Genomic DNA, 26,397 nt, shown 5'->3' on the forward strand with positions numbered 1-26,397 from the left:
ACACTAGGGAAAGAAAAATGAAAGGATATGAAGTAAATTTCGATGGCTTGGTGGGACCAACACATCACTACGCGGGCTTGTCGTTTGGTAATGAAGCATCGACAAAAAACCGTAATAATGCCTCTAATCCAAAATTAGCAGCCAAACAAGGCTTGCTAAAAATGAAAGCCTTAGCTGATTTGGGTATGAAGCAGGGTGTACTTGCTCCGCATGAGCGTCCACATGTTCCAATGTTGCGCCGTTTAGGTTTTACAGGAGATGACATTAGCGTTGTTGCTCAAGCAATGCGTCATTCACCTGAACTATTATCATCGCTAAGTTCGGCTTCGCCAATGTGGACTGCAAATGCGGCAACTGTTTCACCTTCGGCAGATAGCCAAGATGAACGCGTGCATTTTACCGCAGCGAACCTGAACAATAAGTTTCACCGTTCAATTGAAGCTGAAACTACAAGTCAGGTCCTACAAGCGATTTTTAAAAATGAACGTCACTTTGTACACCACGAAGCGTTGCCACAAGTGGCCTTGTTTGGTGATGAAGGCGCAGCAAATCACAATCGTTTAGGTGGTGATTATGCTAAGCGTGGAGTTCAAGTTTTTGTTTACGGTCAACAACATTTAAATAATGGTTTGCCGGGGCCAAAACGTTATCCTGCTCGTCAGACTCGTGAAGCAAGCGAAGCAATCGCGCGTTTGCATCGTTTAGATGACGCACATACAGTTTTTGTTCAACAAAATCCGGATGTGATTGATCAGGGTGTTTTTCATAATGATGTGATTGCGGTCAGCAACCAACAGGTTTTATTCCATCATCAACATGCATTTTTAAATCAAGATCAGGCTTTTGCTGAAATTCGTCAAAAAATGGCAAGCATCGGTGAAGACTTTATCTCGATTGAAGTTCCTGAAAATCGCGTTACCGTTGATGATGCAGTAGCAACATATTTATTTAATAGCCAGATTTTGACTCGTCCAGATGGTGGAATGACCATTGTTGTACCAGAAGAGTCGCGCCAGAATAAGGCAGTGTGGGGTTATTTGAACGATATGGTTCAGATGGGTACACCAATTGATGCTATTCAGGTTTATGACTTACGTGAAAGTATGCGTAATGGTGGTGGACCAGCATGTTTACGTTTACGCGTAGCTTTAAATGAAACCGAGTTAAATGCAGTAAATCCAAAAGTATTAATGAATGATCAATTGTTTGGCACACTCAATCAATGGGTAGATAAACATTATCGTGATCGTTTAGCTCAAGAAGATTTAGCTGATCCGCATTTATTGATGGAAAGCCGTATGGCACTTGATGAGCTGACCAAAATTTTAGGTTTAGGTTCAGTTTATCCTTTCCAAAAATAAGGAGGAGGTGACATGCAAGATTTTCTAGCATTAACCTTACAAGGTGAGCAGCCTACAACACGTGAAGGAAAACAAGATAATTTTTCTTGGCGTTGGTTAGGTGAGGGAATTCTTGAATGTACGCCACATGCACAGTACGACAAAGCCGTCGTACTGTCAGCTGGAGTACATGGTAATGAAACAGCACCAATTGAATTGTTGTCTCATCTTTGCACAGATTTATTTGCCGGACGCTTAAACCTTGCTGTGAGGTTGCTGTTTGTATTGGGTAACCCATATGCAATGCGTCAAGGTAAACGTTATGTGCATGACGATGTGAACCGAATGTTTTGTGGTGGGTATAAAACTCTACCTGTGACTGAAGAATCAAAGCGCGCTGAAGTTTTAGAGCAAGTTGTCACGACTTTCTTTCAAGAAAGTTCAAGCCAAGCAAAACGTTATCACTATGATTTGCACACCGCAATTCGTGCTTCTTTGTTGCCAACGTTTGCTTTATTTCCCTATCAAACACATGCTTATGATGCAGATTTGAAAGCGAGCCTTGAATCAGCTGACTTGGACGCTTTGGTTTACCACAATGCGGTCGGTAAAACCTTTACGCATTTTACCAGTGAAAATTTTAAAGCTGCGAGCGCAACTTTAGAGTTAGGCAAAGCCTTACCATTTGGACAAAATGACTTGAGCCAGTTTGCTGCAATTGATGAAGTGATTCGTCATGTGGTTTCTGAGCAAGCCTTGCCACCACGTAATAAAACAAAAATTCGGGTCTTTAAAGTATCGGACTCTTTAATTAAAAAAGACGAAGATTTTGAGATGAATTTATCGGCTGAGGCACCCAATTTCTCGACTTTTACAAAAGGTGAAATCATTGCGACTCAACCTTCTGGCAATTATGTTGTTGAGCAAGATCAAGTCTGGATTTTATTTCCAAATCCAAATGTGAAACTTGGTTTACGTGCAGGTTTGGTTTTAACTGAAACCAGTTGAACATTTGATTTTTAAGAAATAAAAAAAGGGCAATTAATTGCCCTTTTTTTATGTATAAGATATTAGTTCGTACCGAAAAGGCCTTTAACCCAAGATTTCTTTTCAGCTTTTTGTGTAGACGTTTGAGCACCAGCGTTTATATTTGCGTTTGTGTTAACTCCAACAGGGCCAACGTTAACACCAACATTTACACCAGTTTGAGCATTAATTGCCGCTGGTTGAGCTGCATTTAACTTTGCCTGAGCATCAGCTTTAGTATCAGCTACAAATTCTTTTTGCTCAGCTTGATTTTGAGCTACGCGAGTTTTTACAGCATCTACATGCGCTTGAGCATTAGCTTGTTTTTCAGCAGTAAATTCTTTTTGGTCTGCTTGTTTTTCTGTAACTTTAGTCTTTACAGCATTAAAACCTGCTTTTGTATCAGCTTTAGCCTCAACTGCTAGGTTTTTAGTGCCGTTTGCAGCTTTAGTCGCTACATTTTTAGTACCTGTTACTGCTTCGGTAGCAAAATGTTTAGTACCAGTTGCAGCTTTAGTCGCTACATTTTTAGTACCTGTCGCAGCTTCGGTAGCAAAGTGTTTTGTACCATTTGCAGCTTTAGAAGAAAGTTCAGTCACTTTTCCTGTTGTTTTTTTAGTTGCTTTAACTGTAGTGTCAGCAGCGACATGACCAGCATGCTTTGCTGTGCTACCTACAGTATGTGCAGTATTTTTGACTGTGTTCGCTACGCCACTAACAAGACCACCTGGTTGTACATTTACTTGAGCAGAAGCATCTGCATTAACGCCCGCACTTTGTGCAAAAATAGAAGCAGAAGCAAGAACACTTGCAGTAACGATAGCTGTTTTCATCATTTTCATTGCGATATCCTTCAAAGAATATACCCTTTTAGTGAGGTATTTCATAAACGCAAACGGATCATAGCTAACGCACTATGGGCTTGGGAACTCACTTCATCAAAACGTTACAACAGTGTTACGTTGAGTAAACAGACTAGGGATAAATTGTGGAGATTAATAAAAATTAATAATAAAGTGAAAAAGAATGTTTATTTGTTAGTTATTCTAATTAAGTTGGTCTAATTTTATCTTTTTATTTTTAAAAATTAAATTTCAAATTTTCTTGAAGTTTCTCTTCTTTTCAACATGTACGTATATCTCTAATTATGATTTGAGTCTCATTATTTATTAGTGGGAACGGCATAGTTATTGCTTATTATGAGAATAAGATGCTTTTTAGCACTTTTTTGAACCATCTTCTGCCAGAAATATAAATGTACAGGGCAGAACAACATTTTTGCTTATTCGGGCGTGGATATTTCTACTTCTCTTGTGGGTATATATTTCATTCATTAAATTTTTCACATGAAATATATTTTAAGAAATACCTCTTTATTTCGAATAATCAAAAATAAAAATAGATGTCTATAAACAAAAGAACAGAGATCTTAACTGATGAAAATTATTGCTTCCTTTCTTGTATTGGTCGGCTTGGTCGCCGTTGTTCTCTATTTTAAGCCCACAAGCGGTGCATCTGATGTGTTCAATTCGGTTTTACATGAATCGAATTCGTCACAACCAGACACATCATCTTTTCTTTCTAAACTTAAGGAGCCTACTCAAGCTAAAAATCTATCTTTAGATTCCACTCATCCTCAATCGGTGTCAGGTGATACCGTTCCTTTTTACAACACAAAAAGTGATCTTTCTATTCAACCGATTGATCCAGAAAAAGATCCAGCAAATGAAATAAAAGCGAAATAAGCAAATTGTTAGTTGAAAAACTACGGAGAAAATAATGCAAAGTAAAACGTTATTTCTATTAGGTCTATGTGCGATATTAAGTACAACTGCATCAGCCCTCCCTTTAGATTCTAAAGGTGCTAAGCAGCGGTTAAATCAGGCAGCAAAACAAAAAGTATTTCAGGGTAAAATCGATTTAGATGCCTTGGTAACGAATGATTCGAATGATTTAATTGTTGAATACAATATTCCTTCGGTGAGCGTGCCTTCTGGTTTAGAGCGGCGGAGTTATATCGCAACCAATAAAAAGAATATACAGGCAAGGTTTAACCGTGCTGGGGGTGTGCAAGTACTGCGGGACTACAATAATTTACCTTTAGCTTTTTATCGGATTAGTAACCGCGAAGCATTAGTCTCTTTATTAAATGACCCGAATGTTAAAGCGGTTTACCCAAATCGTATTAATCAAACCACCACCAATGAAAGCTTACCTTTAATTAACCAACCACAAGCAAACACCAATGGTTTTACGGGTGAGGGTTCTAGTGTGGCAGTGATTGATACAGGTTTAAACTATTTACACTCTGATTTTGGTTGTACGGCAGTCAATACACCATCAAGCACATGTCGGGTAGTTTATTCTTTTGATAGTGCACCAGATGATGGAGCATTAGATGATGACGGACATGGTAGTAATGTTTCAGGCATTGTGTCTAAAGTCGCAACTAAAACTAAAATTATTGGTATTGATGTCTTTAGAAAAGTAAGGTCTCAAGGTAAGTGGGTCAGTACAGCCTATGATAGTGATATTCTTGCAGGGATTAACTGGGCCGTAAACAATGCACAAACTTATAATATTAAAGCGGTTAATTTAAGTCTTGGCGTTCCTGGCGTTAAATATACTTCAGAGTGTAGTGATAGTAGTTATGGAACAGCTTTTGCCAATGCACGTGCTGCTGGTGTGGTGCCAGTTGTAGCCTCAGGTAATGATGCATTTGCAGATGGTATTTCATCTCCTGCTTGTGTTGCTGGTGCAGTGAGAGTCGGCGCTGTTTATGACAGTAATATTGGTGGTGTGTCATGGGGGAATCCAGTGAAATGTTCTGACCCAACCACAGCAGCAGACAAAGTTGCATGTTTTAGTAATGGCGGTAGTCTTGTGACTTTATTAGCACCAGGTGCAATGATTACCGCGGGTGGTTACACCATGGGCGGTACTTCTCAAGCAACACCACATGTGGCAGGCGCGATTGCTTTATTACGAGCGAATAGCGTGAGTCCAACTGAAAGTATTGATCAAACGATTAGCCGTTTAAAAATGACAGGTAAGCCAATTACAGATTCGAGAACGGGATTAGTTTTTCCGCGGATTGATTTGCTGGCAGCAACAAATGGCTTGATCGCTAACTAAATAGCTTATTTATAATTTTTAAATCAGGTCCAAGAAATTTTAAATGGCTAAAACTCGTTGCAAAAGAAAGCTTCTGCAACGAGTTTTTTATGGAAAAGCCTTAATTACACTTTGCTAAATTAGCTGCATTAAAATTATTTTGGAGTTTTTTGAAGTTATTTTGAATTTCAGGATCTTGAATATTAAAGGTCGTAGAACTCTTAGTCGTAGAATTGGTTGCTTGATTTAATATGCCTGATTCATCAGGGTATTGTAGGGTCGAAGAAGTCGCTGAAATTAGACCTTTATTATTAAACGTCCAATGTTCGGTCACATGTCCTCCACCTAAATAACCTGTAAATTCAATCATACAAGCTTGATTATCTTGTTTAATGAGCTTGGCCACATTCCCTGTCGTAGACGGATAGGCTTTAATATTGGTGTCTTGCTCTAAAACTTGAGCTTGAGAATAAGAAGAAAGGGGCGTTGATGTTGCACATGCAGTTAATGCTAAGCAGCATAGTGTTGAAAAGAGAAGTTTTTGACTATTCATAAGGCAGATTCCTAGCTCTTTATAGTGAGTGGTATTTATGTCTAGATTGATATTTGTATTTTATATTAAAGCGCGAATTTATCGCGCTATCCAAGAAATTTAGTTAACGGTAGTGCTAGATTTACTTAACTCACCTTGTTCTATTGGGATGTTTTCACCGTTTCGGCTACTGGTAATATTTTGCTTAGCTTGATCTATTTTTGTTTCAGTAAAAGCTTTTGCTGTATCCGCTTTTTGTTGAACGACTTCTGCCTTTTCAGCAGTAAATTCTTTGGTGTTTTTCCACTTTTCACTAATTTTATTTGAGGTCTTTTCAGAAGCACCTTGAATATTGTCTCCTAAATTTTGTATGCCTTTTCCTGTTTTATATAACAGTACACGCCCTAGGCTTGGATTATCACCATAAGGTTGTGTCTTAGGAGCTATTTCATTCACTTGTTGAGGTTGCGTTGTTTCAGCAAATAAGCTTGATGAAGCCAATATAGAGGTCGCAATACATAGAGTTTTTAGGGTTTTCATTTTGGATAAACCTCCCCAACCAGAATCAAAAGATGAAGTGCTGATCTTACTGATAAAAATACAGCTTGTACTGCAATGAGATAAAACCCATACGATTTGATTACGATAAATCATCATTTCAAATATAATTAAATACCGTATCTAAATTTCTAGAATGATCTGGAGCCTCAAGTGATACAAAACATTGAATTAAAATGGTTATATGATCTGATTGTTCTAGAAAAATACCGAAATTTTACAGTCGCTTCTGATATTAGAAATATTTCTCAGTCTTCGCTGAGTCGTCGTATTCAAGCCTTGGAAAATAGTCTTGGTTTTGAAGTTTTTGATCGAGAAACTTCTCCTTTACAGTTAACGGAGCAGGGTAAGCTTTTTATATTGCATGCTAGAAATTTACTGGATGATTTTGAGTTTAATATAGATCAAATTAAAGGTGATAATCATGTGCGAAGCAAAGTCACGATTGCTTCTGCACATTCTTTGGCAGGATATATTTTTCCTAAAATTTTAGGAAATTTAAAAAATTACCAAGAAAAGATTTTTCATGTTGAAGCAATCAATGTGAATGAAACCGTAGATTCTCTTAAAAATGGTCAATGTGACTTTATTGCATCTTTTTATGATGATGACTTAATGAATCCACAATTTTTGTGCCATAAGTTGTTTTCAGCAAAGCTTTATTTAGTCACGGCTCCAAATCATTTAGGTCGACCTAAATTTTCACTCGAAGATACTTCAATTCCACTTATGAACTATACCGATGACAGTTACATGGGGAAAAAGGTAAATAAATTTCTACAAGATCATCATTCGGACAAGTTTGAGACAAATTTTGTGTCTTCAATGAGTCTATTACTTAAGGATATGATCAAAGGCGGTTATGGCGTAGGGTGGTTACCCGATTACAGCATTCAAGATGAATTAAAACAAAATCAGTTGATGATCGTACCAATGAAAGAGTCAGTACTGTCTGTCGATATTTATTTATATCGCAGTAGCGCAAGGCTTAATGCGACTTCTGAAGGATTATGGAATTTTGTGAAGGCAATTGATTGGACCATTGCCTAAATTAATTATGCATAATTTGCATTAAATTTTATTTAATCATGCGGCTGATGCTGTTAATGAGTTCTGATACCACGCAATCGCATTTTTAATGAGTAAATCGGTCGCATCAATAAACAGTTCAGGATTGTCTTGGATACTGTCTTGTAAGATGAGTGGAATTTCAGTACATGCTAATAAGAATTTTATGCTTTTGTTTTGTCTATAACAATGAATAACCTCACTCATAAGTTGTTTTGATTTTTCGATATTTCCTGCTTTGTATTGATAAATACTTTGCATCACTTTGTGTTGCATCTCAACAGATGGGGTAGAGAAACGAATATTGTTTTGGATGAATTGGCTTTGGTAAAGCTGAGTGCTTATGGTGGCAGACGTCGCAAGAATACAAACTTCAGCAATTTGGCTGTCTTGAATAAAATGAACCGCAGATTCAATAATACTAATCATTTTGGTTTGGGTGCGTTGCTGTAACTGGTTAAACCAAAAGTGGGCAGTATTGCAGGGAATAATGATACAGCCGACTTGTGCCGCTTCTAAAATTTTAAGATATTCAGCCATTTTTTCGAGTGGTTTATCATCATGATTGATAATTGATTGTGTTCTATCAGGGATGTCTGGAATAGAAACCGTGATGACAGGAATATGCTCTTGATCGCAATGTGCTGGCGTATTTTTAATAATTTTATCCATGGCATCAATTGTGGCTTGCGGACCCATACCACCTAAAATTCCAATTGCTTTATTCATGCTGAATGACTCAAAAAATACGTTATGTACTTAGCATCTGCTTCTTTTGAGTGAGGTCGTTGCAAAAAACGGATGGATCATGCAGTTTATGTTTTTATAATTAATTTTTAAATAATATTAAGATTTTGTTTTATATAGATAAAATTCAAATATTTAAAATGTCGTGATGTGTTTTATGCATCATTATTTTATGTAAAGCATAGCATTGTACATAGATAATTTCATTCGAATGCACAGCTAAGCTATAAATTCTGACTTAATCAATTCTAAAAACATATCTCGAGCTTTATGGTTGCTCACATTTTTGTGCCAGAAAAACTGGTTCTGCATAAATGCAAGATGTTCAAATTTATAGCCTCGAATATTGGTTAAATTTTTATATTGCTCAAAAAGACTCTTTGGTACTAAAGACACACCGGAGCCTGCACTCACACAACCAATAATAGTGGCGTAACTGGTAATGCTGGTAATTGGAAGCGAGATATTTTTGAGCTTAAGCCATTCTTCAAGAGCAGCGCGGTAAGGGCAACCTTCAGTCCACATAAAAATTTCTTTACCAATCAAGTCTTCTTGGCAGTGGATTTCACCGAAAGATTCGGGGGCAATTAAAATAATTTCTTCTTGATAAATACTGAGCCTATTTAACGTTGGAAATTCAATACTTCCCGCGACAATCGCACCATCGAGTTTATGTTGAGAAATATCCACTAATAGCTGTTTCCATGTGCCAGTAATAATTTGAATGGAAACTTCTGGATAGCGTTGATGATATTTCGCGAGTAAGTTAGGTAAACGGGTTGTGGCAGAAGATTCAATAGCCCCAATTTTTAATGGACCAGAGGGTGGTGCATCAGGATGAATGCTTCGTTTTGCTTCATCACAAAGCGCTAAAATTTTCTGGCAATAATTAAGAAAGATTTCTCCAGATGGGGTGAGCTTTAAACTTTTCCCTTCCCGATAAAACAGAGGTGCGCCGAGTTCTTCTTCAAGTTGTTTAATGCGCGCCGTGATGTTAGATGGAACGCAGTACAACTGCAAAGATGCCTTGGCCATCGTGCCGCATTCAACCACCGTTTGAAACATTTTTAACTGAGCGATATCCATGTTTTATCATTCACTTTTAATGAATATTAGGCTCAATATAAGTTAATTTTATTCAATGATCCATGCGCATATGATGAAAGAGTTCCATTTCATTAGCGTAGATTTAACATGGCAATTTCTCTTGCTGCCGAAACACAGCCTCCGGCATTTAAGCTTTATTTGTGTATTGCTATTACCGTCTTTTGTTGGGGTTATTCACCTATTGGCGTACACAGTGCTTTGCATTCATATACACCGCAGCATATTGCCTTGCTTCGCTTTTTGATTGCATCTGTTTTCTTACTACTTTTGGTCATGAAAAAAGGCATTCAGCCGTTAAAGTGGAAAGATGTTCCGGCACTTGGTGTGTTAGGATTTTTCTCTGTGACCTTGCATCACTTACTTATAAATACGGGGCAGCAATATGTGAGTGCGGTTGCATCTAGCATTTTAAGTCAATCTATTCCGCTATTTACCTTTATAGTTTCAGCTTTGATTTTTAAAGAGCAAATCCGTTTCAAACAGTGGTTGTGTATTTTATTAGGTCTTTGCGGTGCTGTTTTAGTGGTTAGTGGTGACCGAGGCTTTGGTGTGCCGAGCCCTTACAGTTTGTTGATTATTTTGGCAGCAATTGCATGGGCGATTTACTTTAATTTATATAAAAAATTTGCCTTAAATTATGATGCTTTGAGCATGATGTGCTACATCATTTGGTTCGGAACCATTCCTTTACTGTTCTATAGCGCGCAGTTGTCTGCTGAAATTTTACATGCCACTTGGCAGGCCAATATGTCGATTCTGTTGTTGGGTATTTTTCCCAGTGCGATGGCTTATGTACTTTGGGGCTATGTACTTAAAAATATGCCATTAACGATTGCATCGAATTTTTTGTATTGCTCGCCGATTGTCGCAATGAGTTTGGCAGTTGTTTTCTTAAATGAAAAACCATCAATGATTGTGCTGTTAGGTGGTGTGATTATTGTAGGGAGTTTGGTGTGGATGAATTGGGGGAATAATTCTTTTACAAAGCTGAGTAGATAATCATGTGGTAGTTATTGAGCGCTGATTTAAAAATGAGGGTATTAATTTCATTAAAAAATAATTATTTAAATCAGCATGTCTCAATAGTTTTTAGAATTTTCTTTGATTATTTCAGCTTAAGAAAGTTGAGTCGTAGTCAGAAATTAATATTTGCAATTAAATTATTCTATTCTTTCAACTTTTTCTATATGACTAGAAGAATCATATGTAATCTCAATTACAACTTTCTCTTTGTTAAGTGCTGAGTCTGGGATTGATACCGTTTCGTCTACGGAATCGAGCGATAATTCACTCGGCATTACATTATGCAGTGTCGACACGATTGTATTCGCTATTAAGCCGTTATATAAAGCCACTCCATATGCTTTTGGTTTATTGTTGATTTTATAGGAAGTGATCGTATCTATTCTTTTATCACCAATGAGTCTACTTACTACAGGTGGATGGAATTTATTTAGAAATTCATTTCGAGACATTCCAATTACATTAATCTTTTCTATAGCAGGTGGATTTGTAGTGTCGGGTAAAGTGATCCGATGGGGATTTATAGAACAAGCCATCTGTCCAACTGATGAGATAGAAATAACAAGTAATAAAATATTCTTCTTCATTTATATAATCTTAATTAATAAAAGCTGCTAATTTATAACGATATTTTTTGAAAATATCAAATTATTATAAAGGCTTATCTGTGAAAAATACTTACACCAATAAAAGTCGTAAACAACTTAGGTAATTGAATCAATTATTGTGCTGTTAGGTAGGCGAATTATTATAGAAAGTTTTGGTGTGGATGAATTGGGGGAATCGGCGTACTATCAAATGAGCTATAGATAGGCTATCAGTAGTTTAACCCTCCTATGTCATGTGCTACTTCCTTTAAGAGAATGAAATGATTGTTGTTACCTTGAGCTATAAAAAACCATTAGCCGAAGTTGATGCTGTACTGAAAGAGCATATTGCATTTTTAGAGCATTACTATGAGCAAAAGAAATTTTTGGCATCGGGGCGTCGAGAAAATAGGGTAGGTGGAGTGATTTTAGTTTTAAGCTCTTCGATTCCAGAAGCTGAAGAAATCATGAAAAATGATCCGTTTTATATTCATGATGTGGCTGATTATGATTTTATGTGGTTTGAGCCATCGAAAAGTTTAGAAGAAATTAAAGAGTTTGTTTAATTTAAATAACTAAAATAATAAAGGGATCTATAAAAGATCCCTTTATTTAGTAATAAGCTAATTAACCCTGCAATACACTCACATCAGCCATAGCAGTAAACAAGTTACGTAACTGAGCCAATAAGCGTAAACGGTTTGCCTTCAGGTCAGCATCATCTACCATAACCATCACGCCATCAAAGAAGGTATTGTTAGGTATACAAAGTATTACAAGCTCAGCATCTTTACTTAAACCATTTCCTAAAGCTCTGGCAAAAAGAAGAACAGCACAATAGCTCCAAAAATTCCGCTTAAGATCAGCCAGTCTTTTTTACGCATATCTGCAAGGCGAATCACCGAAAGATAAACACTGCTGAAAAAAACCAAAACAAAAACCAGCAAAACTAGCGGATTATTGAAGAAGAATTTGCTGATGCCAAATAGCACGAAAATAATGGTACTAGAAATCCAATACAACAGAGCCAAAATAAATTTGTTCACTGATAAATTACGAACAGAACGATCTAAACGAGGCAGAGTTACAGCTAGCATAATCAGCCCTGCAAAACCGCCTAGAATAGAGATAATCATAAAGAACGCCGCTCATATCTGGTTTGGTCTGTATGTGAGGATATAGCTTCCATAGACCATAACCGAATGCCAGCAAAAGGGTGTGGCAAAGAACAAGGTAAGCATCTATACGATAAAACTTTTTAATTGAAGTGGGATTCATTATGATGACTGCTGATTTATTCTTAATATTAAAAAACCCCACTAATTTATAGAGGGGTTCTCATTAATTTACAACCAATTAAGGCTTAGCCTTGCAACACACTCACATCAGCGATAGCAGTAAACAGGTTACGTAACTGAGCCAATAAGCGTAAACGGTTTGCTTTCAGGTCAGCATCATCCGCCATTACCATTACACCATCAAAGAATGCATCAATCGGCGCGCGAAGTGCTGCAAGCTTAGAAAGAGCAGCGGTGTAGTCTTTTGCCGCAAGTAATGGCTCAACAACTGGAGTAACTGCTTGAAGCTCAGCAAATAATGCTTTTTCAGCATCTTCAACTAAGTTCGCTTCGACTACAGAACCTTCTGGTGCAGCTTCTTTGGCAAGAATGTTAGCAACACGTTTGTTTGCAGCAGCAAGTGCAGCAGCTTCAGGCAGAGCACGGAAGTGGTTTACAGCATTTACACGCTTGTCAAAATCAAGTGGAGATTTTGGTGCAAGCGCTTGAACGGCTTGAAGCACATCAACAGCAACGCCTTGGTCTTCATACTTAGCACGGTAACGACCTTCCAAGAATGCAACAGCATCAGCACGCGTTTTGTCGTGGTCTTTAACGATGTCGCCATAACCTTGAAGTGCGAGATTTACCAGTTCTTCAATAGTTACGTCCAATTCATTTTCAATGATTAAACGTAAGATACCAATTGCTGAACGACGAAGAGCAAACGGGTCTTTAGAACCTGTAGGCGCTTGTCCAATACCGAAAATACCAACAAGTGTATCTAAACGGTCAGCAAGGGCAATCGTTGTACCAGTCTTAGTTTTTGGTAAAACATCGCCAGCGAATTTTGGTAAATATTGCTCACCTAAAGCTTCTGAAACTTCAGTGTTTTCGCCTTCAATACGCGCGTAGTAAGTACCCGCAATACCTTGAAGTTCTGGGAACTCACCTACCAGTTCTGAAGTTAAGTCGCATTTAGCAAGTAATGCAGCTTTTTCAGCGTCCGCTGGGTTTGCACCTGTAATTGAAGATAATGCAACAGCAAGTTTTGCAATACGTGTTGATTTATCCCAAAGCGTACCAAGTTGTGCTTGGAATACCATGTTTGCTAGTTTTTCTTTACGAGATGCAAGCGGTTGCTTTTGATCTTGTAAGAAGAAGAATTCAGCATCAGACAAACGAGGACGAACAACTTTTTCATTACCTTCAATAATTTGAATCGGATCTTTAGACTCAATATTTGAAACAGTAATGAAGTAAGGCTGTAATTTACCTTCGCTATTGATCAAACAGAAATATTTCTGGTTGTCTTGCATTGTCGTAATAAGTGCTTCTTGAGGAACAGCAAGGAAGCGCTCTTCAAAATTTGCACGAAGAGCAACTGGCCATTCAACTAGGCTTGTTACTTCATCAAGTAAGTCACTTGGAACAATTGCAGTTGCATTAACTTCATCAGCTAACTTTTTCACTTGTTCTTGAATAGTTGCTTGACGTTTTTCAAAGTTTGCAACAACGTAAGCTTTTTCTAAAGCAGCTAAGTAGTCATTTGCATGCGCTAAAGTCACAGCTTCAGGTGCATGGAAACGGTGACCATAAGTCACATTACCAGCTTTATGATCTTGAATAGTCGCATCAACAATTTGGTCATCTTTAAGTAAGAGAACCCATTTTACTGGACGTACAAATTCGGTACGGCTTGCAGCAGAACGCATACGCTTAGCAATTGGTAAGTTGTCTAGCGCAGTTTGTAAAATCTGTGGAAGTAAAGCATCAAGGCTTTGACCTTTCACATCTTTTAAATAGCAAACTTTTTCAACTTTACCTGCTTGGAAAGTTGAAAGCTGATCAACAGTAATCCCTTGACCACGCATAAAGCCTTCGAGTGCTTTAGTTGGTTTACCTTCAGCATCGTAAGCCGCTTGAACAGCAGGGCCATCAAAACGTTTTTGTGTATCAGCTTGAGCAGCATCGATATCAACAATTTTAAGCGCTAAACGACGTGGAGCTGCATAAGCTTCGATAGATGCGAAATTTAAGCCAGCATCTTTTAAGCCTTTTACCGTTTCTGCCTGTAATGCATCACGTAAGTTTTTTAAGCTTTTCGGTGGAAGTTCTTCACAGCCAAGTTCGAATAAAACAGTATGTTTGCTCATTAGTTTTTCTCCGCCTTTGCTGCTTCACTTTCAGCTTGTGCTTTTAGCTGTGCCAATACTTCATCACGTAAGTGTGGTTCTGCCATTGGGAAGCCAAGTTCTGCACGTGCTTGTACATAACTTTGTGCAATCGCACGCGCCAAAGTACGTACACGTAAAATGTAGCGTTGACGCTCAGTCACAGAAATCGCGCCACGTGCGTCAAGCAAGTTAAAGGTATGAGACGCTTTAACCACTTGCTCATAAGCAGGAAGAGAAAGTTTTGCTTCAATTAAACGATTTGCTTCTGACTCATAAAAGTCAAAGAGTTCAAATAGTTTTTCAACTGGAGCGTATTCAAAGTTATAAGTCGATTGCTCAACTTCATTTTGATGGAATACGTCGCCGTAAGTCACAGTACCGAATTGGCCTTTCGTCCAAACAAGGTCATAAACCGAGTCAACACCTTGAAGGTACATTGCAAGACGTTCTAAACCGTAAGTGATTTCACCTGTTACTGGGTAACATTCAACACCACCGACTTGTTGGAAGTAAGTGAACTGAGTCACTTCCATGCCGTTAAGCCAAACTTCCCAACCTAAGCCCCAAGCCCCAAGCGTCGGAGATTCCCAGTTGTCTTCTACGAAACGAATGTCGTGAGTAAGCGTATCGATCCCGATTGCTTTTAAAGAATCAAGATAAAGCTGTTGGATGTTGTCTGGGTTTGGCTTAAGTACTACTTGGAATTGGTAGTAGTGTTGCAAACGGTTCGGGTTTTCACCATAGCGACCATCTTTGGGACGACGTGAAGGTTGAACGTATGCAGCATTCCAAGTTTCAGGCCCTAAAGCACGTAAGAATGTTGCGGTGTGGAATGTTCCAGCGCCCATTTCCATGTCGTAAGGTTGTAATACGACGCAGCCTTGTTCGGCCCAGTAGTTTTGTAGGGCAAGAATTAAACCCTGAAATGTATCAATATGCGAGATGGCGCGACTCATGTAGCATCCACGAATTTATGAGAAAAATTGCCCCTAAGTATAAGGATTTTGTAGAGGAGTGGCAAAGGCTAGTTTGGGAATTTCAGATTTGATCATTTAGCAGCTTTTTTCATACTTTTGAGTAGTAAAATCCAATAAGTGATAGCGAAAATTAAAGAAAAGAAACTGACCATAAATATGATTTCTATTGGAAGGATTTGCCATGGGGCGATAAATAAAATTGCTAAAATATTTGGAATTAAAAAGCTAAGAAAAATTGCGCTAACAAGAATAGAGAAGAAATTAAGGAAATTGAATTTCAATAAGAAGAGTTGTAAAAAATAAACGGGTATAAAAACTAATATGTAATAAATGGCTGCAATAAAGAGTAGTCCGACAGGGATGTTTAGTAGAATCTCAAAAGAAAAATCTTTATGGATGATTAAAGAACTTAAAAATATGAATAAAGCAACTATGTATAAATAGATTGGTGTCATGACTAGACAATGCCAAATTTGATCTTTATCTGGATCTAAATTTTGAATGAAGATTTTTAAAAAATTAAAAGACATTTTTGTACCAGTAATAAAGGTTTTTTAGAAGATATAAGGGAAATTTTAATCTTGAGATTTTTCTGATTTTTTTATAGTTCTGAGTAGTAAAACCCAATATGTAATAGCGAAAATTATAGAAAAATAACTAAAGAAAATGATCTTTTCTATTTGTGCGAATTCTAAGCACATTAAACTAAGAATTAACGTAGTAAGTATGATCGCACTAGTAATAATTGAGAAAAAATTTATGAAATTATACTTTTGCAAGAAAAGTTGAAATAGATAAGCAGGTATAAAAGCAAATATGTAATAAGTCATTGCAACCGCAAAGAGTAATAGTGGAAAAATCGCTGTAGTTTTTAGAATTTCTAAAGTGAATCCTTCATCTAGCATCATGGTGAAGATCCATAAAAGCCAGGCAGGTATAAATAAGTAGAGTGGGACTTTTAAAAGGCTATATAAAATTTGGTCTTGATTAGGATCTAAATTTTGAATGAAAATTTTAGAATCATTAAAGATAGCTTTTTTCATATAAATCAATATGAGTTTAATTCTTATAACTATGTATAGCATGAATAAAAGTTAATGTATTGGGAAATGAGATCATATCAAAATCTTTAACTAACATAGCCCAGCTTATAAGAGCTCCATATTCAAAAAGCAGAGCATTCATTCAATATTTATGTTCTGTTCTTTGAATTTAGACTGATAGGCAACCGTTATAGGATTTTTGTTATATTGCAGCATATTAAAAATTATAGAATTGAGAATAAATTATGTTGAAATTTTGCTGCAAACTCATTGTTTTATCCAGCCTTTTTTGTAGTCCATGGCTATATGCGCAGACCGATGCTGACGAGCAAGATGAATATAATCAATGTGTAGACCAGGCCATTAAAGAATTGCAGCTTGAAAGCATTAATAACATGGTCGTGCATAGCTGTTCTGAACAAGCTAAAAAGATTTATGGAGAAAAAATTGTTGCTCTCATTGATCAAATTCGCACACAAAGCGAAGAATATAAACAGCCAGAGCGTTATCAAGATATTTTAAAATCTCAGCGACTTTGGAAAGCTTATGTGGATCAGGAATGTAATAATGCAGGCTCATACATTGGCTCACCGATGTATTCGTATTGCCCAATGCAAGAGTATGCAGCGCGTGTAAAACAGCTTGAAGAATACGTTAATTAAGACGAATTATTTTAAACGTCACCTCATGACGCTTAGCGTACTTCACTGGATTAAATTTAAGAATGCAAAATGATATTTTTTAAACGATGCCATAAATGAGTCGTTTGATATGTCTGATCGCATTCGAGAAAAACTACAGATTCTTGCCGATGCTGCTAAGTATGATGTGTCTTGTTCATCAAGTGGCAGTGACCGTAAAAACAAAGATAAAGGTCTAGGTGATGCCAGCCATTCAGGAATTTGCCATAGCTATACCGAAGATGGCCGCTGTGTATCTCTCTTAAAAATTCTATTTAGCAACGTATGTATTTTTGACTGCGCTTATTGCGTTTCACGTCGTTCTAATGACGTTCAACGTGCAGCATTTACGGTGCAAGAGGTGGTGGACTTAACCATTAATTTTTACCGCCGTAATTATATTGAAGGCTTATTTTTAAGCTCGGGCATTTTTAAATCGGCCGACCATACAATGGAGCGTATGCTTCAAGTCGTGAAGAAGTTGCGCCTTGAAGAAAATTTTAATGGCTATATTCACCTAAAAACCATTCCGGGAGCATCGCCTGAACTGATTCATGAAGCAGGTTTATATGCTGACCGGATGAGTATTAATTTAGAGATGCCGACCGAAATTGGGTTAAAGACTTTTGCACCGGAAAAATCACATCAAGAAGTACAAAAAGATTTAGGTTTGGTTCGTGACAGACTTATTCAGCTTAAAGACGAACGTCAAATTATTAAGCATGTACCGAAATATGTACCAGCAGGGCAAACCACTCAAATGGTAGTGGGAGCACATCAAGAGTCAGACCAAGATGTTTTATTTATGGCAGATAAGCACTATAAAGAATTTAAACTCAAGCGCGTTTATTTTTCGGGCTATATCCCAATTAATACTGAAAATAATTATTTACCAGCAGTGGGTTCTGCTCCGCCGTTACTTCGAGAAAACAGACTCTATCAAAGCGATTGGCTGATGCGTTTTTACGGTTTTCAGGTCAATGAAATCGTCAATGAGAAATTCCCAAACTTAGATCTTGATGTAGACCCAAAATTAAGTTGGGCTTTAAGGCATCCTGAGCAGTTTCCAGTAGATCTAAACCGTGCAGATTATCAAATGATTTTGCGTGTACCCGGCATTGGGGTGAAATCTGCCAAGAAAATTGTTCAGGCTCGTCGCTTTGGCAAAATCCACATCGATTTACTTAAGAAACTCGGTGTGGCCTACCAACGTGCAAAATTCTTTATCCATTGTGAAGACAGTCCAAAATTTCAAAAAGAATTATCTTCAAGCTGTATCCGACAGCAGATTTTAACGCAGGGTTCATCGAAATATGTGCAGCAGCTTTCGCACCAATTAAGCCTTGGGTTTTAGCCATGTTTAATGATGAAGTGGCTTACTATTTTGATGGTTCAATGGTCGGACTGCTCAGTTGTGTGTTTCGCGCATTTCAATTCAAAGAATTACAGGTCAGACTCTGTTTAAATGATTCGGCTCAACATGGGTTATTTGCCGATAAAATTGAGGTTTCAAATAATGAGCAACATGCCGAACGTGTGTGGTCCGCGCTGCAAAAAAAGCTTTCTTCGTCTTCTTTAAGGCAATTTTATTTTGCCTATTTATCTGAGTCTTTAGATGCCTATCAGCATTTATTTAATTACTGTATTTACGTTTTTACTAGTCACTCATCGATAGAAAAAGATTATTCGTACCCAAGTGTTTTAGCAATTTCGCAGTGGACGAAAAAGGTCGGGCGAGAGAAGCATCGGATGGAAGCTTTTATTCGGTTTAAGAAAACCAAAGAGGAGCTTTTTTTAAGTTTGGTACGTCCCGATTTTAATGTTTTACCGCTCATTCAGCCGCATTTTAAACGGCGTTATCAAGACCAGCGTTGGCTCATTTATGATGAGAAACGTAAGTTCGGTCTTTATTATGATTTAAGGGAAATACATGAGGTTTCGCTTGAAGCTTCTGAGGTTGACCGTAATTTAAATAACGGAAGGAGCCAAAGCTTTCAGCTAGAGCTGGATGAACAAGAAGTTTTATATGACCAGCTTTGGAAAGATTATTTTAAGAGCGTGAACATTACGGAACGTCAGAATATAAAACTTCATGTGCAATATTTGCCGAAACGTTATTGGCGCTATTTGAATGAAAAATTGATTGAATATTAAAGTTTTAAAATAACAAAAGATAATTCAACAGGGTTTCTTATCTTTGAAAGATATAATTTAAATGCATTTTATGTGGCTTTGAGCGTATACTTTTGCCCGTTATAAATAACGGCATATCCCCAAAGGTGTACTGTGAGTGTTATACAGCGAGAATGGTTACAGATTTTAAAACCAAATTTTAAGGTTTTGCCTTTAAAAGAACGGTTGCTTTGTGGTGTTGGAGCACTGTGTGGTTTAGCAATTTCTTCCTTAATTAGCTGGTATGTTCTAGGTGGAATTAATGCCTGGTACATTGCACCCATGGGAGCTTCATCTGTTCTCTTATTTGCTGTGCCAACCAGTCCATTGGCTCAACCATGGAATGTGATTGTTGGTAACACGCTAGCCGGAATTATTGGAGTTGCCTGTGCACAGTGGATCCCTGATTTAACCACTGCTTTTAGTGTCGCAGTAGGCTTTGCCATATTCTTAATGATGACCACTGACTCTTTGCATCCACCAAGTGGTGCAGTCGCGATTACGGCTGTGTTAGGTGGTGCTGCAATTCATAAATTAGGCTTTTATTTCATTTTTTATCCGGTTCTGCTCAACTCGTTACTTTTACTCGGTTTTGCCATTTTTTTTAATAGATTAATTGGAAGACATTATCCAGTTACTGCACGTCTCAATGAGCGTAGTAAAGATCCAACACCGACTCAAAAAGTATCGATTCAACCGAAAGATATTGAATACGCTTTAGAGCACCACACTGAATTGCTAGATATTAGCCAGTACGATTTAGAAAAAATTATTTTAGATGCACAAGAACATGCCAACGAACGCATAGTCAATCAATATACCTGTCAGGATATTATGAGCCGTGATGTGATTAAGCTGCATGAAGATGATGATATTCATCAGGCACTGGATAAGTTCAAGCATATTAATCTCATGAGCTTACCGGTGGTAAATGCTGACAATCATCTAGTAGGAACTTTAGCTTTATATGAAGTTGTGGAATGGTTTAAAGGTGCAGCGGACCCAAGAAACTCTTGGCAGCATTATGTGAAACAGATTATGAGTCATAGAGTGGTGACAGTATTGCCAACACAGCCTATTCAAGATCTAGTGCCTTATTTTGTCGAAAAATCTTTTAATTATATTCCAGTGGTCGAAGAGCGGAAGTTAATCGGAATGATCAGCCGCGCAGATATGATTGCTGCTTTACAACAACAGTTAAACCGTAAAATATAATCTAAAAAAACAGAGCAAAAAAAAGCTACGGTTGATTAGGGGATGCAACCGTAGCGACCAAAATTAATTAACGTGTTTGCTCTTCATGTACAGTTCGGACGGATTGTCGATAGCCTTCAATATGTTCTGGCTGTTTTTTCGGAATGACTAACCACAAAACCAGATAAACTAAGATTCCGGGAAAGGCCGCACTCATAATTGAAATCACAACAAAAATAATGCGTAGTAAAGTTACGTTCCAACCAAAACGTTCAGCAATACCACCCATTACACCGGCGATCATGCTATGTCGGTTCGAGCGATATAAACCAGAACTGGCCATCTAATTCTCCTTAAAAATAAAAAGTTACAAGGAATTGTTTATTCTCTTGCTTAATAAAAATATGGAGACGAAATAACGGGTTTAAAGTCTTCTAAAAAGTAAAATGGTTAAAATATGTAAAGGATTGGAATGAAGGAAACTAACATCAACTAAAATGCACCTTTTCAGGGCTTAAGGGTTTATGGTAGCAATTGGCTCGTGCCTGAAATGAATATAAACATGGTTGTTGCTGTTATCTGTGAATAATGTATATGTCTTTGAAGCGGTCTAGGTTTTTAGTTAAGCATTTGGTTGTAGGGACTATGATGTGCCTGACACTTAGTGCTTGCGACATAAACCACACCAACTCAAAAGATCACTCTAGTCCAAGTTCTAGTTCTATCGATGAAGAAAATTTAATAAAAAATAGTACATCTACAAAAACATTAGATTATGTGGCAGGTCGTACTTTTTTACCTGAAGAAAATTTAGATCAAACCAAAAAATTAAGCGCAATTTCATTGCAATATGTAGGGCGATATCACACCCGAATTTCATGTGAGGATGCGTTTGCCGATTGTGAGTCTGGAGAGGCAGAGTACATTTTAAATTTATTACCCAATGGATCAGCTTATTGGAATGTTATTCATTTTGGCCGAGTGGGAAGTAAGGATGGAGCCAAAAGTACTGCTATAAATCATTTGTGTCCTGATTTAAATTGGAAAGTACATGAAAGAGAGCATGAGTTAACCATTCACTGTCCTTTATCTAATGTTAATTTTTATTTTAATGTTGATTCAAACAAAAGATTGATCGTGAATCTAGAAAAACTGTTTTATAGCGACTACGGTAAAAACCGTGAGTTTTTGGAGCAAAACTATTTTGTTCCAAAGCAAGCTTATGTTCTGACTAAAGAATAAATATTAAATTTTTACTTGAATAAAAAAGAGCGCAATATGAATTGCGCTCTTTTCATTTCACGGTTTAAAAATCATTAGTAGTCGAAGCTAAAGTGTTCAACTGGTAATGATGTTAATGTGCGAGAGGTTGTCACCATTGACTCGGCGTGACCTTGAGTACGAGGTAACATACGGTCAAAGTAGAAGTCCGCAACTTTGATTTTTGCTTTATAGAATTCAGGCGTTTCTGCACCATCACCTGCTTCAAGTTTCTCAGAAGCAATGACTGCTTGTTGCGCCCAGAAGTAAGCCATCATCACGTAACCTGAGAACATCAAGAAATCTACAGAAGCAGAAGATACGATGTCACGGTCTTTACGTGCAGCAAGCATAATACGAACTGTTAAAGTGTTCCATTGAGCACAAAGCTTAGTTAAATCCCAAGCAAAACGACGTAAGTATTTATTACGTGCGTGTGCAGCACAGAATTTTAAGATTTCAGCAGTGTAGTCACGAACCACTTTACCTTTTGAGCTAAGCAATACTTTACGACCAATCAAGTCAAGTGCTTGAATGCCTGTTGTACCTTCGTATAGCGTTGAGATGCGAGCATCACGAGCGATTTGTTCCATGCCCCATTCTTTGATGTAGCCATGACCGCCGTAAACTTGCATACCGTTGTTTGCAGCTTCCAAACCAAGTTCAGTCAAGAAACCTTTCAAAATTGGTGTGTAGAAACCAAGTTTATCATCGTAGTCTTCGTAAGCAGCTTGGTCACCACGTGTTAATGCATCTGTCATTTTGTCTGCAAGTTTTGCAGCATGATAGATCATTGAACGGCCACCTTCAGCAATTGCTTTTTGAGTCAACAACAGGCGACGTACGTCAGCATGATGAATGATGGCATCTGCAACTCTTTCAGGTTCTTTTTTACCAGAAAGTGCACGCATAGACATACGATCTTTCGCATAAGGTAATGCACCTTGGAACGATAACTCAGCGTGCGCAATACCTTGAACAGCAGTACCAATACGTGCTGTATTCATGAAGGTAAACATTGCATGTAAACCTTTGTTGACTTCACCGATTAAATAACCAGTGGCATTATCAAAGTTTAGTACAGCAGTTGCAGAAGCACGGATCCCCATTTTGTGTTCGATTGAACCACAGGTCACTGCATTACGTTCACCGATACCACTATCAGCAGTTGGGATAAACTTAGGTACGATAAATAATGAAATACCACGAGTACCAGCAGGCGCATCTGGAAGACGTGCAAGTACGATGTGAATAATATTTTCAGTTAAATCATGTTCACCGGCAGAAATGAAGATTTTTGTACCAGAGATTTTATAAGTGCCATTTGCTTGAGGTTCAGCTTTAGTTTTAACTTGTCCCAAGTCTGTACCACATTGAGGTTCGGTTAAGCACATTGTGCCGCTCCAAGTTCCTTCAACAAGTTTAGGCATATACGTTTGTTTTTGCTCATCGGTACCGAATTGCAAGATGGTATTCATACAACCCGAGCTTAGGCCAGGGTACATGGTAAATGACCAGTTTGCAGTACCCATCATTTCTGATTTGATGAGGTTTAAAGACATTGGTAGGCCTTGACCACCAAATTCTTCTGGATAAGAAAGACCTTGCCAACCACCCATAACGAACTGGTCATAAGCTTCTTTAAAGCCTTTAGGTGTGGTTACTTCGCCGTTGTCAAAATGGCAACCTTCTTCATCGCCAGACTGGTTAAGTGGCGATAATACGTTTTCACAATAATCTGCCGCACCTTCAAGAATCATATCAACGGTATCTGGATCTGCATTTTCACCATTTGATAAAGTTTTGTAGTGAGCAGGGTAATCTAATACTTCATTCATTAAGAAGCGAATATCGTGTAGCGGGGCTTTATATGCTGGCATGGCTTTAATCCTAATTTTGAATCATTGTGGGATTATCTGAATCGATGATTTGATTATTCACTCGCATGATAAAAATACAATGATAATCACATCCGAAAGAAATGTCAGAAAAGCGAATTTTGTCGAAAATAAATACACCTGAAAATACATTTTCTGCTACATTCAGGACTTATACTTTTATGTGAAAAAACAACTATTTTTTTATTTTTAGCAAGTTTTGCTAAAAAGATAAAGCGATAAGGTTTTAAAAAAGGTTATGCATTTAAAATATCTCAGTTTATGTTTATTCAGTTTGGGTTTGACCGCATGTGCGCAGCATAGCCTACGTCCATCAGTGGCATCTGCTAATTTAGATCAAAAAGTCATTCAGGGTATGAATGCAATGTATGAATACCCAAGCTATGACTACCGCGGGCATTTTAAAGTTAATGTTGATTCAAATCAGCCCAACAAAATAAGCACTGTAGAGAAGAGTGCTCAACTTGATGCTGAAGTGCAAAAAAAAGTAGATCAATATTTACGTGAACAAAAAATTAATTTGAATAAAAAACAGAAGCAGGCGCTCTATGCCGCAATTGCAAATGAGCAATCTGTTTCAGGTGTATCTGGCGAATCACGTTCAGAAAAAGTAAATGCCGTTTTAATCAATTTATTAAATGATCTCCAATTTAGTTACGATGGTTCAGTTCATTATCGTCAAAAAATGGGGTCTTTCAACCTCACTGCAAGATATGAAAAACCGACTTTGCTCGTGCAGGCAAAATTGCCAATGGTGCTTGATCTAAAGGATTATAAATTTTACGTTAATTATTTCGGATTAATGCCTTATTTGGTGAATAAAGATAATCAAAACAACTTAGCCTATGTCGATTTTTCGAAATATAAAGATCTGTTTACGAACGTCGATATGAAGAAGTTCGTTGAATATGCGAAGGCTTCTGGTGCCGTGTCTTATCGTTTGGCTGATCCGCAAAATTTACAACGTTTACCAATTACAGACGCTGACCGTAAGGCAGGAATTGTAGAAAAAATTCGTTTAAAAGATACGGTTGAGGAGTTACTGCTACAAGTCGATTTATATGGCCAAGTCAATGAAAAATACCTGCAAAAAAGTGTTTTAGGATTTGATGATCAAAAGATTGCCGAATCTATAGCAACCGAGCTTGCCGCTTCTGAAGCTAAGAAAAAGTCGGCTGGTGCCGAAGGGCAGAAAGTTTCTTCTGATGATGCAGCAGCGGTTAGCCAACAACTTTACTCACTCATTAACGCTCATTTTGGCGGTACATTGGCTTCTGAGGAAGGCGATGAAGAACAAACGAGTGCAGCTCAAGATGCAGCGGCAGCAGCAGACGAGGCTTCTGCTTCAGGCCAAGATGAGGATGCTGCTGATGTTGCGGTAGCTGATGCAGAACAAACTACCCAAGATGAAGAAGGCCCAACCCTTACAGAAGAACAATGTGTTGAATTACAGACCCTTAAAAAACAAGTAGTTTTAGGGGATATTAATTACTGTCAAATATATGGTGTTGATGTTCTTGATCAAAGCGTAGAGAGTACCCAAAAAACTCAGATCAAGTCTCGTCAAGTTGCTTTAAAACAAACTTTTGCCGCTTATGATCAGAACCAGTTTGTGAATGATGAAGCATTCAAAGCTTTATGGATAAAACATAAGGCAGAAATTGAACAAGCTTTACCAAAACAAAGAAATCCAATTACGATTGATGTTGGACTCGATGAAAAAGGCCGTGTAGTCAACGTAGATTACGATATTGCATATACACCAGCTGAATTTAACCATCGCTTTAATATTAAAGCAGACATGCAAATTCTAAATTATGGTAAAGCAACCTCAATTAATCAGCAGCAACTTAAACAAGCTAAATCAGTTGCAGAGGCAAGCAAAGGTTCTTTATTTGAAAACTTCGTAAAAGGTTTTAGTGAAAAACTTGGGCAGAGTGATGTTTCTGAACATCCAGTTGGCTCACATAGCGATGTACAAGATTTAGATTCGAATCTGGCGCTGTTGGCTAACCAAACTTATGATGCAACACGTGCCTATGACAAAACGTATAAGGCTGTGTTTATTGCAAAATTGACTGCCGAAAAACCGTCATATATTAATTATTATTCAGTTCAACAGTTGCAAGAAATTGCCGAAGTTTATGCTTATTGGTTCTCTGAAGAAGAAACCTATAATCCTCAAGGTAAGGCTTTAGAGCGTATCGAGGCATTGCAGAAAAAGCATCATCTTGAACAAGAAGATCAGTTTGATAACGATTTAGGCCGTGCTGTAGACCATATTGTGATTACAACAATGCAAGGTAAGGCAGGGCGTGAAGCATGGCAAAAATTACAGAAACAATATAAGCAGCCTGAGCAGCTTTTCTCAAAACAATATCAATTAGAATTTGAACAACAAAATGGTGCTTCTGCTGAAGAAAAACCATTGTTATCACAAACTGCTGATATTCTAGGTAAGGCTTATGTCGCTGCACGTAAACAGCAACTTACGGAAAAAACAATTCAGAATTTAAAACCTGAACATAATGAATTTATTGATTATGAGATTTTTCGAGATGTTTACCAGCAAATGGTTACGACCAAAAAATAATAAATGAAGTAAAAAAGAACCTAC

Annotated in this window: 25 protein-coding genes and 2 pseudogenes; 13 read left to right on the forward strand and 14 right to left on the reverse strand. The window is 37.6% G+C overall.

What is annotated here, in order from left to right; all coding sequences use genetic code 11:
• The first annotated feature begins 17 nt into the window (after positions 1-17).
• Entirely contained in the window at positions 18-1,361 is a 1,344-nt protein-coding gene (gene astB / locus MKL38_RS12020) for an N-succinylarginine dihydrolase (RefSeq protein ID WP_003653731.1), read from the forward strand.
• Between the two features lie 12 nt (positions 1,362-1,373).
• Positions 1,374-2,348 carry a succinylglutamate desuccinylase gene (astE, locus tag MKL38_RS12025; RefSeq protein WP_270903373.1) on the forward strand — a complete coding sequence of 325 codons (975 nt, stop codon included), beginning with the start codon at positions 1,374-1,376 and terminating at the stop codon, positions 2,346-2,348.
• 62 nt (positions 2,349-2,410) lie between these two features.
• On the opposite strand, the gene MKL38_RS12030 is transcribed toward astE, so the two are convergent.
• On the reverse strand, positions 2,411-3,208 hold the full coding sequence (locus MKL38_RS12030) for a hypothetical protein (protein WP_270903374.1): 798 nt from the start codon (positions 3,206-3,208) through the stop codon (positions 2,411-2,413).
• A 594-nt stretch (positions 3,209-3,802) separates the two neighbouring features.
• Here MKL38_RS12030 and MKL38_RS12035 point away from each other — a divergent pair.
• Positions 3,803-4,111 (forward strand): hypothetical protein, encoded by a 309-nt coding sequence (locus MKL38_RS12035; protein WP_081407699.1) that lies wholly within the window; start codon positions 3,803-3,805, stop codon positions 4,109-4,111.
• Between the two features lie 34 nt (positions 4,112-4,145).
• Entirely contained in the window at positions 4,146-5,501 is a 1,356-nt protein-coding gene (locus MKL38_RS12040) for a S8 family peptidase (protein ID WP_270903375.1), read from the forward strand.
• Between the two features lie 100 nt (positions 5,502-5,601).
• Here the strand turns inward: MKL38_RS12040 and MKL38_RS12045 are convergent, their stop codons facing one another.
• Together MKL38_RS12045 and MKL38_RS12050 are read right to left on the reverse strand one after the other, a co-directional pair.
• Positions 5,602-6,033, reverse strand: a complete 432-nt coding sequence (locus MKL38_RS12045; RefSeq protein WP_017388531.1) for a hypothetical protein — start codon at positions 6,031-6,033, stop codon at positions 5,602-5,604.
• Positions 6,034-6,132: 99 nt separating this feature from the next.
• Positions 6,133-6,552: a hypothetical protein gene (locus MKL38_RS12050; RefSeq protein WP_003653724.1), complete on the reverse strand. Its 420-nt coding sequence runs from the start codon at positions 6,550-6,552 to the stop codon at positions 6,133-6,135.
• Between the two features lie 171 nt (positions 6,553-6,723).
• On the opposite strand from MKL38_RS12050, the gene MKL38_RS12055 reads away from it, so the two are divergent.
• Entirely contained in the window at positions 6,724-7,620 is an 897-nt protein-coding gene (locus MKL38_RS12055) for a LysR substrate-binding domain-containing protein (protein ID WP_270903376.1), read from the forward strand.
• 36 nt (positions 7,621-7,656) lie between these two features.
• Here MKL38_RS12055 and MKL38_RS12060 read toward each other — a convergent pair whose 3' ends face one another.
• Positions 7,657-8,367 (reverse strand): aspartate/glutamate racemase family protein, encoded by a 711-nt coding sequence (locus MKL38_RS12060; protein WP_270903377.1) that lies wholly within the window; start codon positions 8,365-8,367, stop codon positions 7,657-7,659.
• A 237-nt stretch (positions 8,368-8,604) separates the two neighbouring features.
• On the reverse strand, positions 8,605-9,471 hold the full coding sequence (locus MKL38_RS12065) for a LysR family transcriptional regulator (RefSeq protein ID WP_270903378.1): 867 nt from the start codon (positions 9,469-9,471) through the stop codon (positions 8,605-8,607).
• Between the two features lie 108 nt (positions 9,472-9,579).
• Between MKL38_RS12065 and MKL38_RS12070 the strand changes: the two genes are divergently transcribed.
• The gene (locus MKL38_RS12070) at positions 9,580-10,491 is read left to right on the forward strand and encodes a DMT family transporter (protein ID WP_270903379.1); all 912 of its coding nucleotides are present in this window, start codon (positions 9,580-9,582) and stop codon (positions 10,489-10,491) included.
• A 161-nt stretch (positions 10,492-10,652) separates the two neighbouring features.
• Here MKL38_RS12070 and MKL38_RS12075 read toward each other — a convergent pair whose 3' ends face one another.
• On the reverse strand, positions 10,653-11,102 hold the full coding sequence (locus tag MKL38_RS12075) for a hypothetical protein (RefSeq protein ID WP_151744443.1): 450 nt from the start codon (positions 11,100-11,102) through the stop codon (positions 10,653-10,655).
• Positions 11,103-11,383: 281 nt separating this feature from the next.
• On the opposite strand from MKL38_RS12075, the gene MKL38_RS12080 reads away from it, so the two are divergent.
• Positions 11,384-11,668: a YciI family protein gene (locus MKL38_RS12080; RefSeq protein WP_270903380.1), complete on the forward strand. Its 285-nt coding sequence runs from the start codon at positions 11,384-11,386 to the stop codon at positions 11,666-11,668.
• Between the two features lie 61 nt (positions 11,669-11,729).
• Here the strand turns inward: MKL38_RS12080 and MKL38_RS19290 are convergent.
• From MKL38_RS19290 to MKL38_RS12105, 6 genes and pseudogenes are all read right to left on the reverse strand, one after another.
• Positions 11,730-11,930, reverse strand: a pseudogene (locus MKL38_RS19290) (hypothetical protein); the annotation flags it as partial.
• Positions 11,909-12,380, reverse strand: a pseudogene (locus tag MKL38_RS12085) (hypothetical protein). The pseudogenes MKL38_RS12085 and MKL38_RS19290, both read right to left, overlap by 22 nt.
• Positions 12,381-12,465: 85 nt before the next feature.
• Positions 12,466-14,535 carry a glycine--tRNA ligase subunit beta gene (glyS, locus tag MKL38_RS12090; RefSeq protein ID WP_270903382.1) on the reverse strand — a complete coding sequence of 690 codons (2,070 nt, stop codon included), beginning with the start codon at positions 14,533-14,535 and terminating at the stop codon, positions 12,466-12,468.
• A complete protein-coding gene (glyQ, locus tag MKL38_RS12095) occupies positions 14,535-15,512 on the reverse strand; it encodes a glycine--tRNA ligase subunit alpha (protein WP_002044989.1) in 978 nt (325 codons plus the stop codon). Before glyQ ends, glyS begins: the two co-directional genes overlap by 1 nt.
• A gap of 92 nt (positions 15,513-15,604) precedes the next feature.
• On the reverse strand, positions 15,605-16,063 hold the full coding sequence (locus MKL38_RS12100) for a hypothetical protein (protein ID WP_127494708.1): 459 nt from the start codon (positions 16,061-16,063) through the stop codon (positions 15,605-15,607).
• Between the two features lie 45 nt (positions 16,064-16,108).
• Positions 16,109-16,576, reverse strand: a complete 468-nt coding sequence (locus MKL38_RS12105) for a hypothetical protein (RefSeq protein WP_442866688.1) — start codon at positions 16,574-16,576, stop codon at positions 16,109-16,111.
• 245 nt (positions 16,577-16,821) lie between these two features.
• On the opposite strand from MKL38_RS12105, the gene MKL38_RS12110 reads away from it, so the two are divergent.
• From MKL38_RS12110 to MKL38_RS12125, 4 genes are all read left to right on the forward strand, one after another.
• A complete protein-coding gene (locus MKL38_RS12110) occupies positions 16,822-17,238 on the forward strand; it encodes a lysozyme inhibitor LprI family protein (RefSeq protein ID WP_270903384.1) in 417 nt (138 codons plus the stop codon).
• Positions 17,239-17,347: 109 nt separating this feature from the next.
• Positions 17,348-18,610: a putative DNA modification/repair radical SAM protein gene (locus MKL38_RS12115; RefSeq protein WP_270903385.1), complete on the forward strand. Its 1,263-nt coding sequence runs from the start codon at positions 17,348-17,350 to the stop codon at positions 18,608-18,610.
• Positions 18,611-18,612: 2 nt separating this feature from the next.
• Positions 18,613-19,410, forward strand: a complete 798-nt coding sequence (locus MKL38_RS12120; protein ID WP_270903386.1) for a TIGR03915 family putative DNA repair protein — start codon at positions 18,613-18,615, stop codon at positions 19,408-19,410.
• A gap of 132 nt (positions 19,411-19,542) precedes the next feature.
• Positions 19,543-20,643: an HPP family protein gene (locus tag MKL38_RS12125; RefSeq protein WP_270903387.1), complete on the forward strand. Its 1,101-nt coding sequence runs from the start codon at positions 19,543-19,545 to the stop codon at positions 20,641-20,643.
• A gap of 67 nt (positions 20,644-20,710) precedes the next feature.
• On the opposite strand, the gene MKL38_RS12130 is transcribed toward MKL38_RS12125, so the two are convergent.
• Complete coding sequence (locus MKL38_RS12130) at positions 20,711-20,965, reverse strand: PspC domain-containing protein (RefSeq protein ID WP_004639576.1); 255 nt, start codon at positions 20,963-20,965, stop codon at positions 20,711-20,713.
• Positions 20,966-21,216: 251 nt separating this feature from the next.
• Between MKL38_RS12130 and MKL38_RS12135 the strand changes: the two genes are divergently transcribed.
• Positions 21,217-21,864, forward strand: a complete 648-nt coding sequence (locus tag MKL38_RS12135) for a hypothetical protein (protein ID WP_270903388.1) — start codon at positions 21,217-21,219, stop codon at positions 21,862-21,864.
• A 74-nt stretch (positions 21,865-21,938) separates the two neighbouring features.
• On the opposite strand, the gene MKL38_RS12140 is transcribed toward MKL38_RS12135, so the two are convergent.
• On the reverse strand, positions 21,939-23,762 hold the full coding sequence (locus MKL38_RS12140) for an acyl-CoA dehydrogenase C-terminal domain-containing protein (protein WP_270903389.1): 1,824 nt from the start codon (positions 23,760-23,762) through the stop codon (positions 21,939-21,941).
• Positions 23,763-24,018: 256 nt separating this feature from the next.
• On the opposite strand from MKL38_RS12140, the gene MKL38_RS12145 reads away from it, so the two are divergent.
• Positions 24,019-26,373, forward strand: a complete 2,355-nt coding sequence (locus MKL38_RS12145) for a hypothetical protein (RefSeq protein WP_270903390.1) — start codon at positions 24,019-24,021, stop codon at positions 26,371-26,373.
• The last annotated feature ends 24 nt before the right edge of the window (positions 26,374-26,397 follow it).

The sequence above is a fragment of the Acinetobacter sp. AOR14_HL genome, assembly GCF_027855175.1.
Classification (GTDB): Bacteria; Pseudomonadota; Gammaproteobacteria; order Pseudomonadales; family Moraxellaceae; genus Acinetobacter; species Acinetobacter calcoaceticus.

Excerpts from the sequence above, each read along its gene's own strand:
- astE (WP_270903373.1), top strand. The coding sequence starts at position 1,374 with ATGCAAGATTTTCTAGCATTAACCTTACAAGGTGAGCAGCCTACAACA.
- MKL38_RS12070 (WP_270903379.1), top strand. The coding sequence starts at position 9,580 with ATGGCAATTTCTCTTGCTGCCGAAACACAGCCTCCGGCATTTAAGCTT.
- MKL38_RS12145 (WP_270903390.1), top strand. The coding sequence starts at position 24,019 with ATGCATTTAAAATATCTCAGTTTATGTTTATTCAGTTTGGGTTTGACC.
- MKL38_RS12115 (WP_270903385.1), top strand. The coding sequence starts at position 17,348 with ATGTCTGATCGCATTCGAGAAAAACTACAGATTCTTGCCGATGCTGCT.
- MKL38_RS12130 (WP_004639576.1), bottom strand. The coding sequence starts at position 20,965 with ATGGCCAGTTCTGGTTTATATCGCTCGAACCGACATAGCATGATCGCC.
- MKL38_RS12100 (WP_127494708.1), bottom strand. The coding sequence starts at position 16,063 with ATGTCTTTTAATTTTTTAAAAATCTTCATTCAAAATTTAGATCCAGAT.
- glyQ (WP_002044989.1), bottom strand. The coding sequence starts at position 15,512 with ATGAGTCGCGCCATCTCGCATATTGATACATTTCAGGGTTTAATTCTT.
- astB (WP_003653731.1), top strand. The coding sequence starts at position 18 with ATGAAAGGATATGAAGTAAATTTCGATGGCTTGGTGGGACCAACACAT.
- MKL38_RS12065 (WP_270903378.1), bottom strand. The coding sequence starts at position 9,471 with ATGGATATCGCTCAGTTAAAAATGTTTCAAACGGTGGTTGAATGCGGC.
- MKL38_RS12110 (WP_270903384.1), top strand. The coding sequence starts at position 16,822 with ATGTTGAAATTTTGCTGCAAACTCATTGTTTTATCCAGCCTTTTTTGT.
- MKL38_RS12040 (WP_270903375.1), top strand. The coding sequence starts at position 4,146 with ATGCAAAGTAAAACGTTATTTCTATTAGGTCTATGTGCGATATTAAGT.
- MKL38_RS12105 (WP_442866688.1), bottom strand. The coding sequence starts at position 16,576 with ATGAAAAAAGCTATCTTTAATGATTCTAAAATTTTCATTCAAAATTTA.
- MKL38_RS12080 (WP_270903380.1), top strand. The coding sequence starts at position 11,384 with ATGATTGTTGTTACCTTGAGCTATAAAAAACCATTAGCCGAAGTTGAT.
- MKL38_RS12045 (WP_017388531.1), bottom strand. The coding sequence starts at position 6,033 with ATGAATAGTCAAAAACTTCTCTTTTCAACACTATGCTGCTTAGCATTA.
- MKL38_RS12060 (WP_270903377.1), bottom strand. The coding sequence starts at position 8,367 with ATGAATAAAGCAATTGGAATTTTAGGTGGTATGGGTCCGCAAGCCACA.
- MKL38_RS12140 (WP_270903389.1), bottom strand. The coding sequence starts at position 23,762 with ATGCCAGCATATAAAGCCCCGCTACACGATATTCGCTTCTTAATGAAT.
- MKL38_RS12135 (WP_270903388.1), top strand. The coding sequence starts at position 21,217 with ATGTCTTTGAAGCGGTCTAGGTTTTTAGTTAAGCATTTGGTTGTAGGG.
- MKL38_RS12030 (WP_270903374.1), bottom strand. The coding sequence starts at position 3,208 with ATGAAAATGATGAAAACAGCTATCGTTACTGCAAGTGTTCTTGCTTCT.
- MKL38_RS12120 (WP_270903386.1), top strand. The coding sequence starts at position 18,613 with ATGTTTAATGATGAAGTGGCTTACTATTTTGATGGTTCAATGGTCGGA.
- glyS (WP_270903382.1), bottom strand. The coding sequence starts at position 14,535 with ATGAGCAAACATACTGTTTTATTCGAACTTGGCTGTGAAGAACTTCCA.
- MKL38_RS12050 (WP_003653724.1), bottom strand. The coding sequence starts at position 6,552 with ATGAAAACCCTAAAAACTCTATGTATTGCGACCTCTATATTGGCTTCA.
- MKL38_RS12075 (WP_151744443.1), bottom strand. The coding sequence starts at position 11,102 with ATGAAGAAGAATATTTTATTACTTGTTATTTCTATCTCATCAGTTGGA.
- MKL38_RS12035 (WP_081407699.1), top strand. The coding sequence starts at position 3,803 with ATGAAAATTATTGCTTCCTTTCTTGTATTGGTCGGCTTGGTCGCCGTT.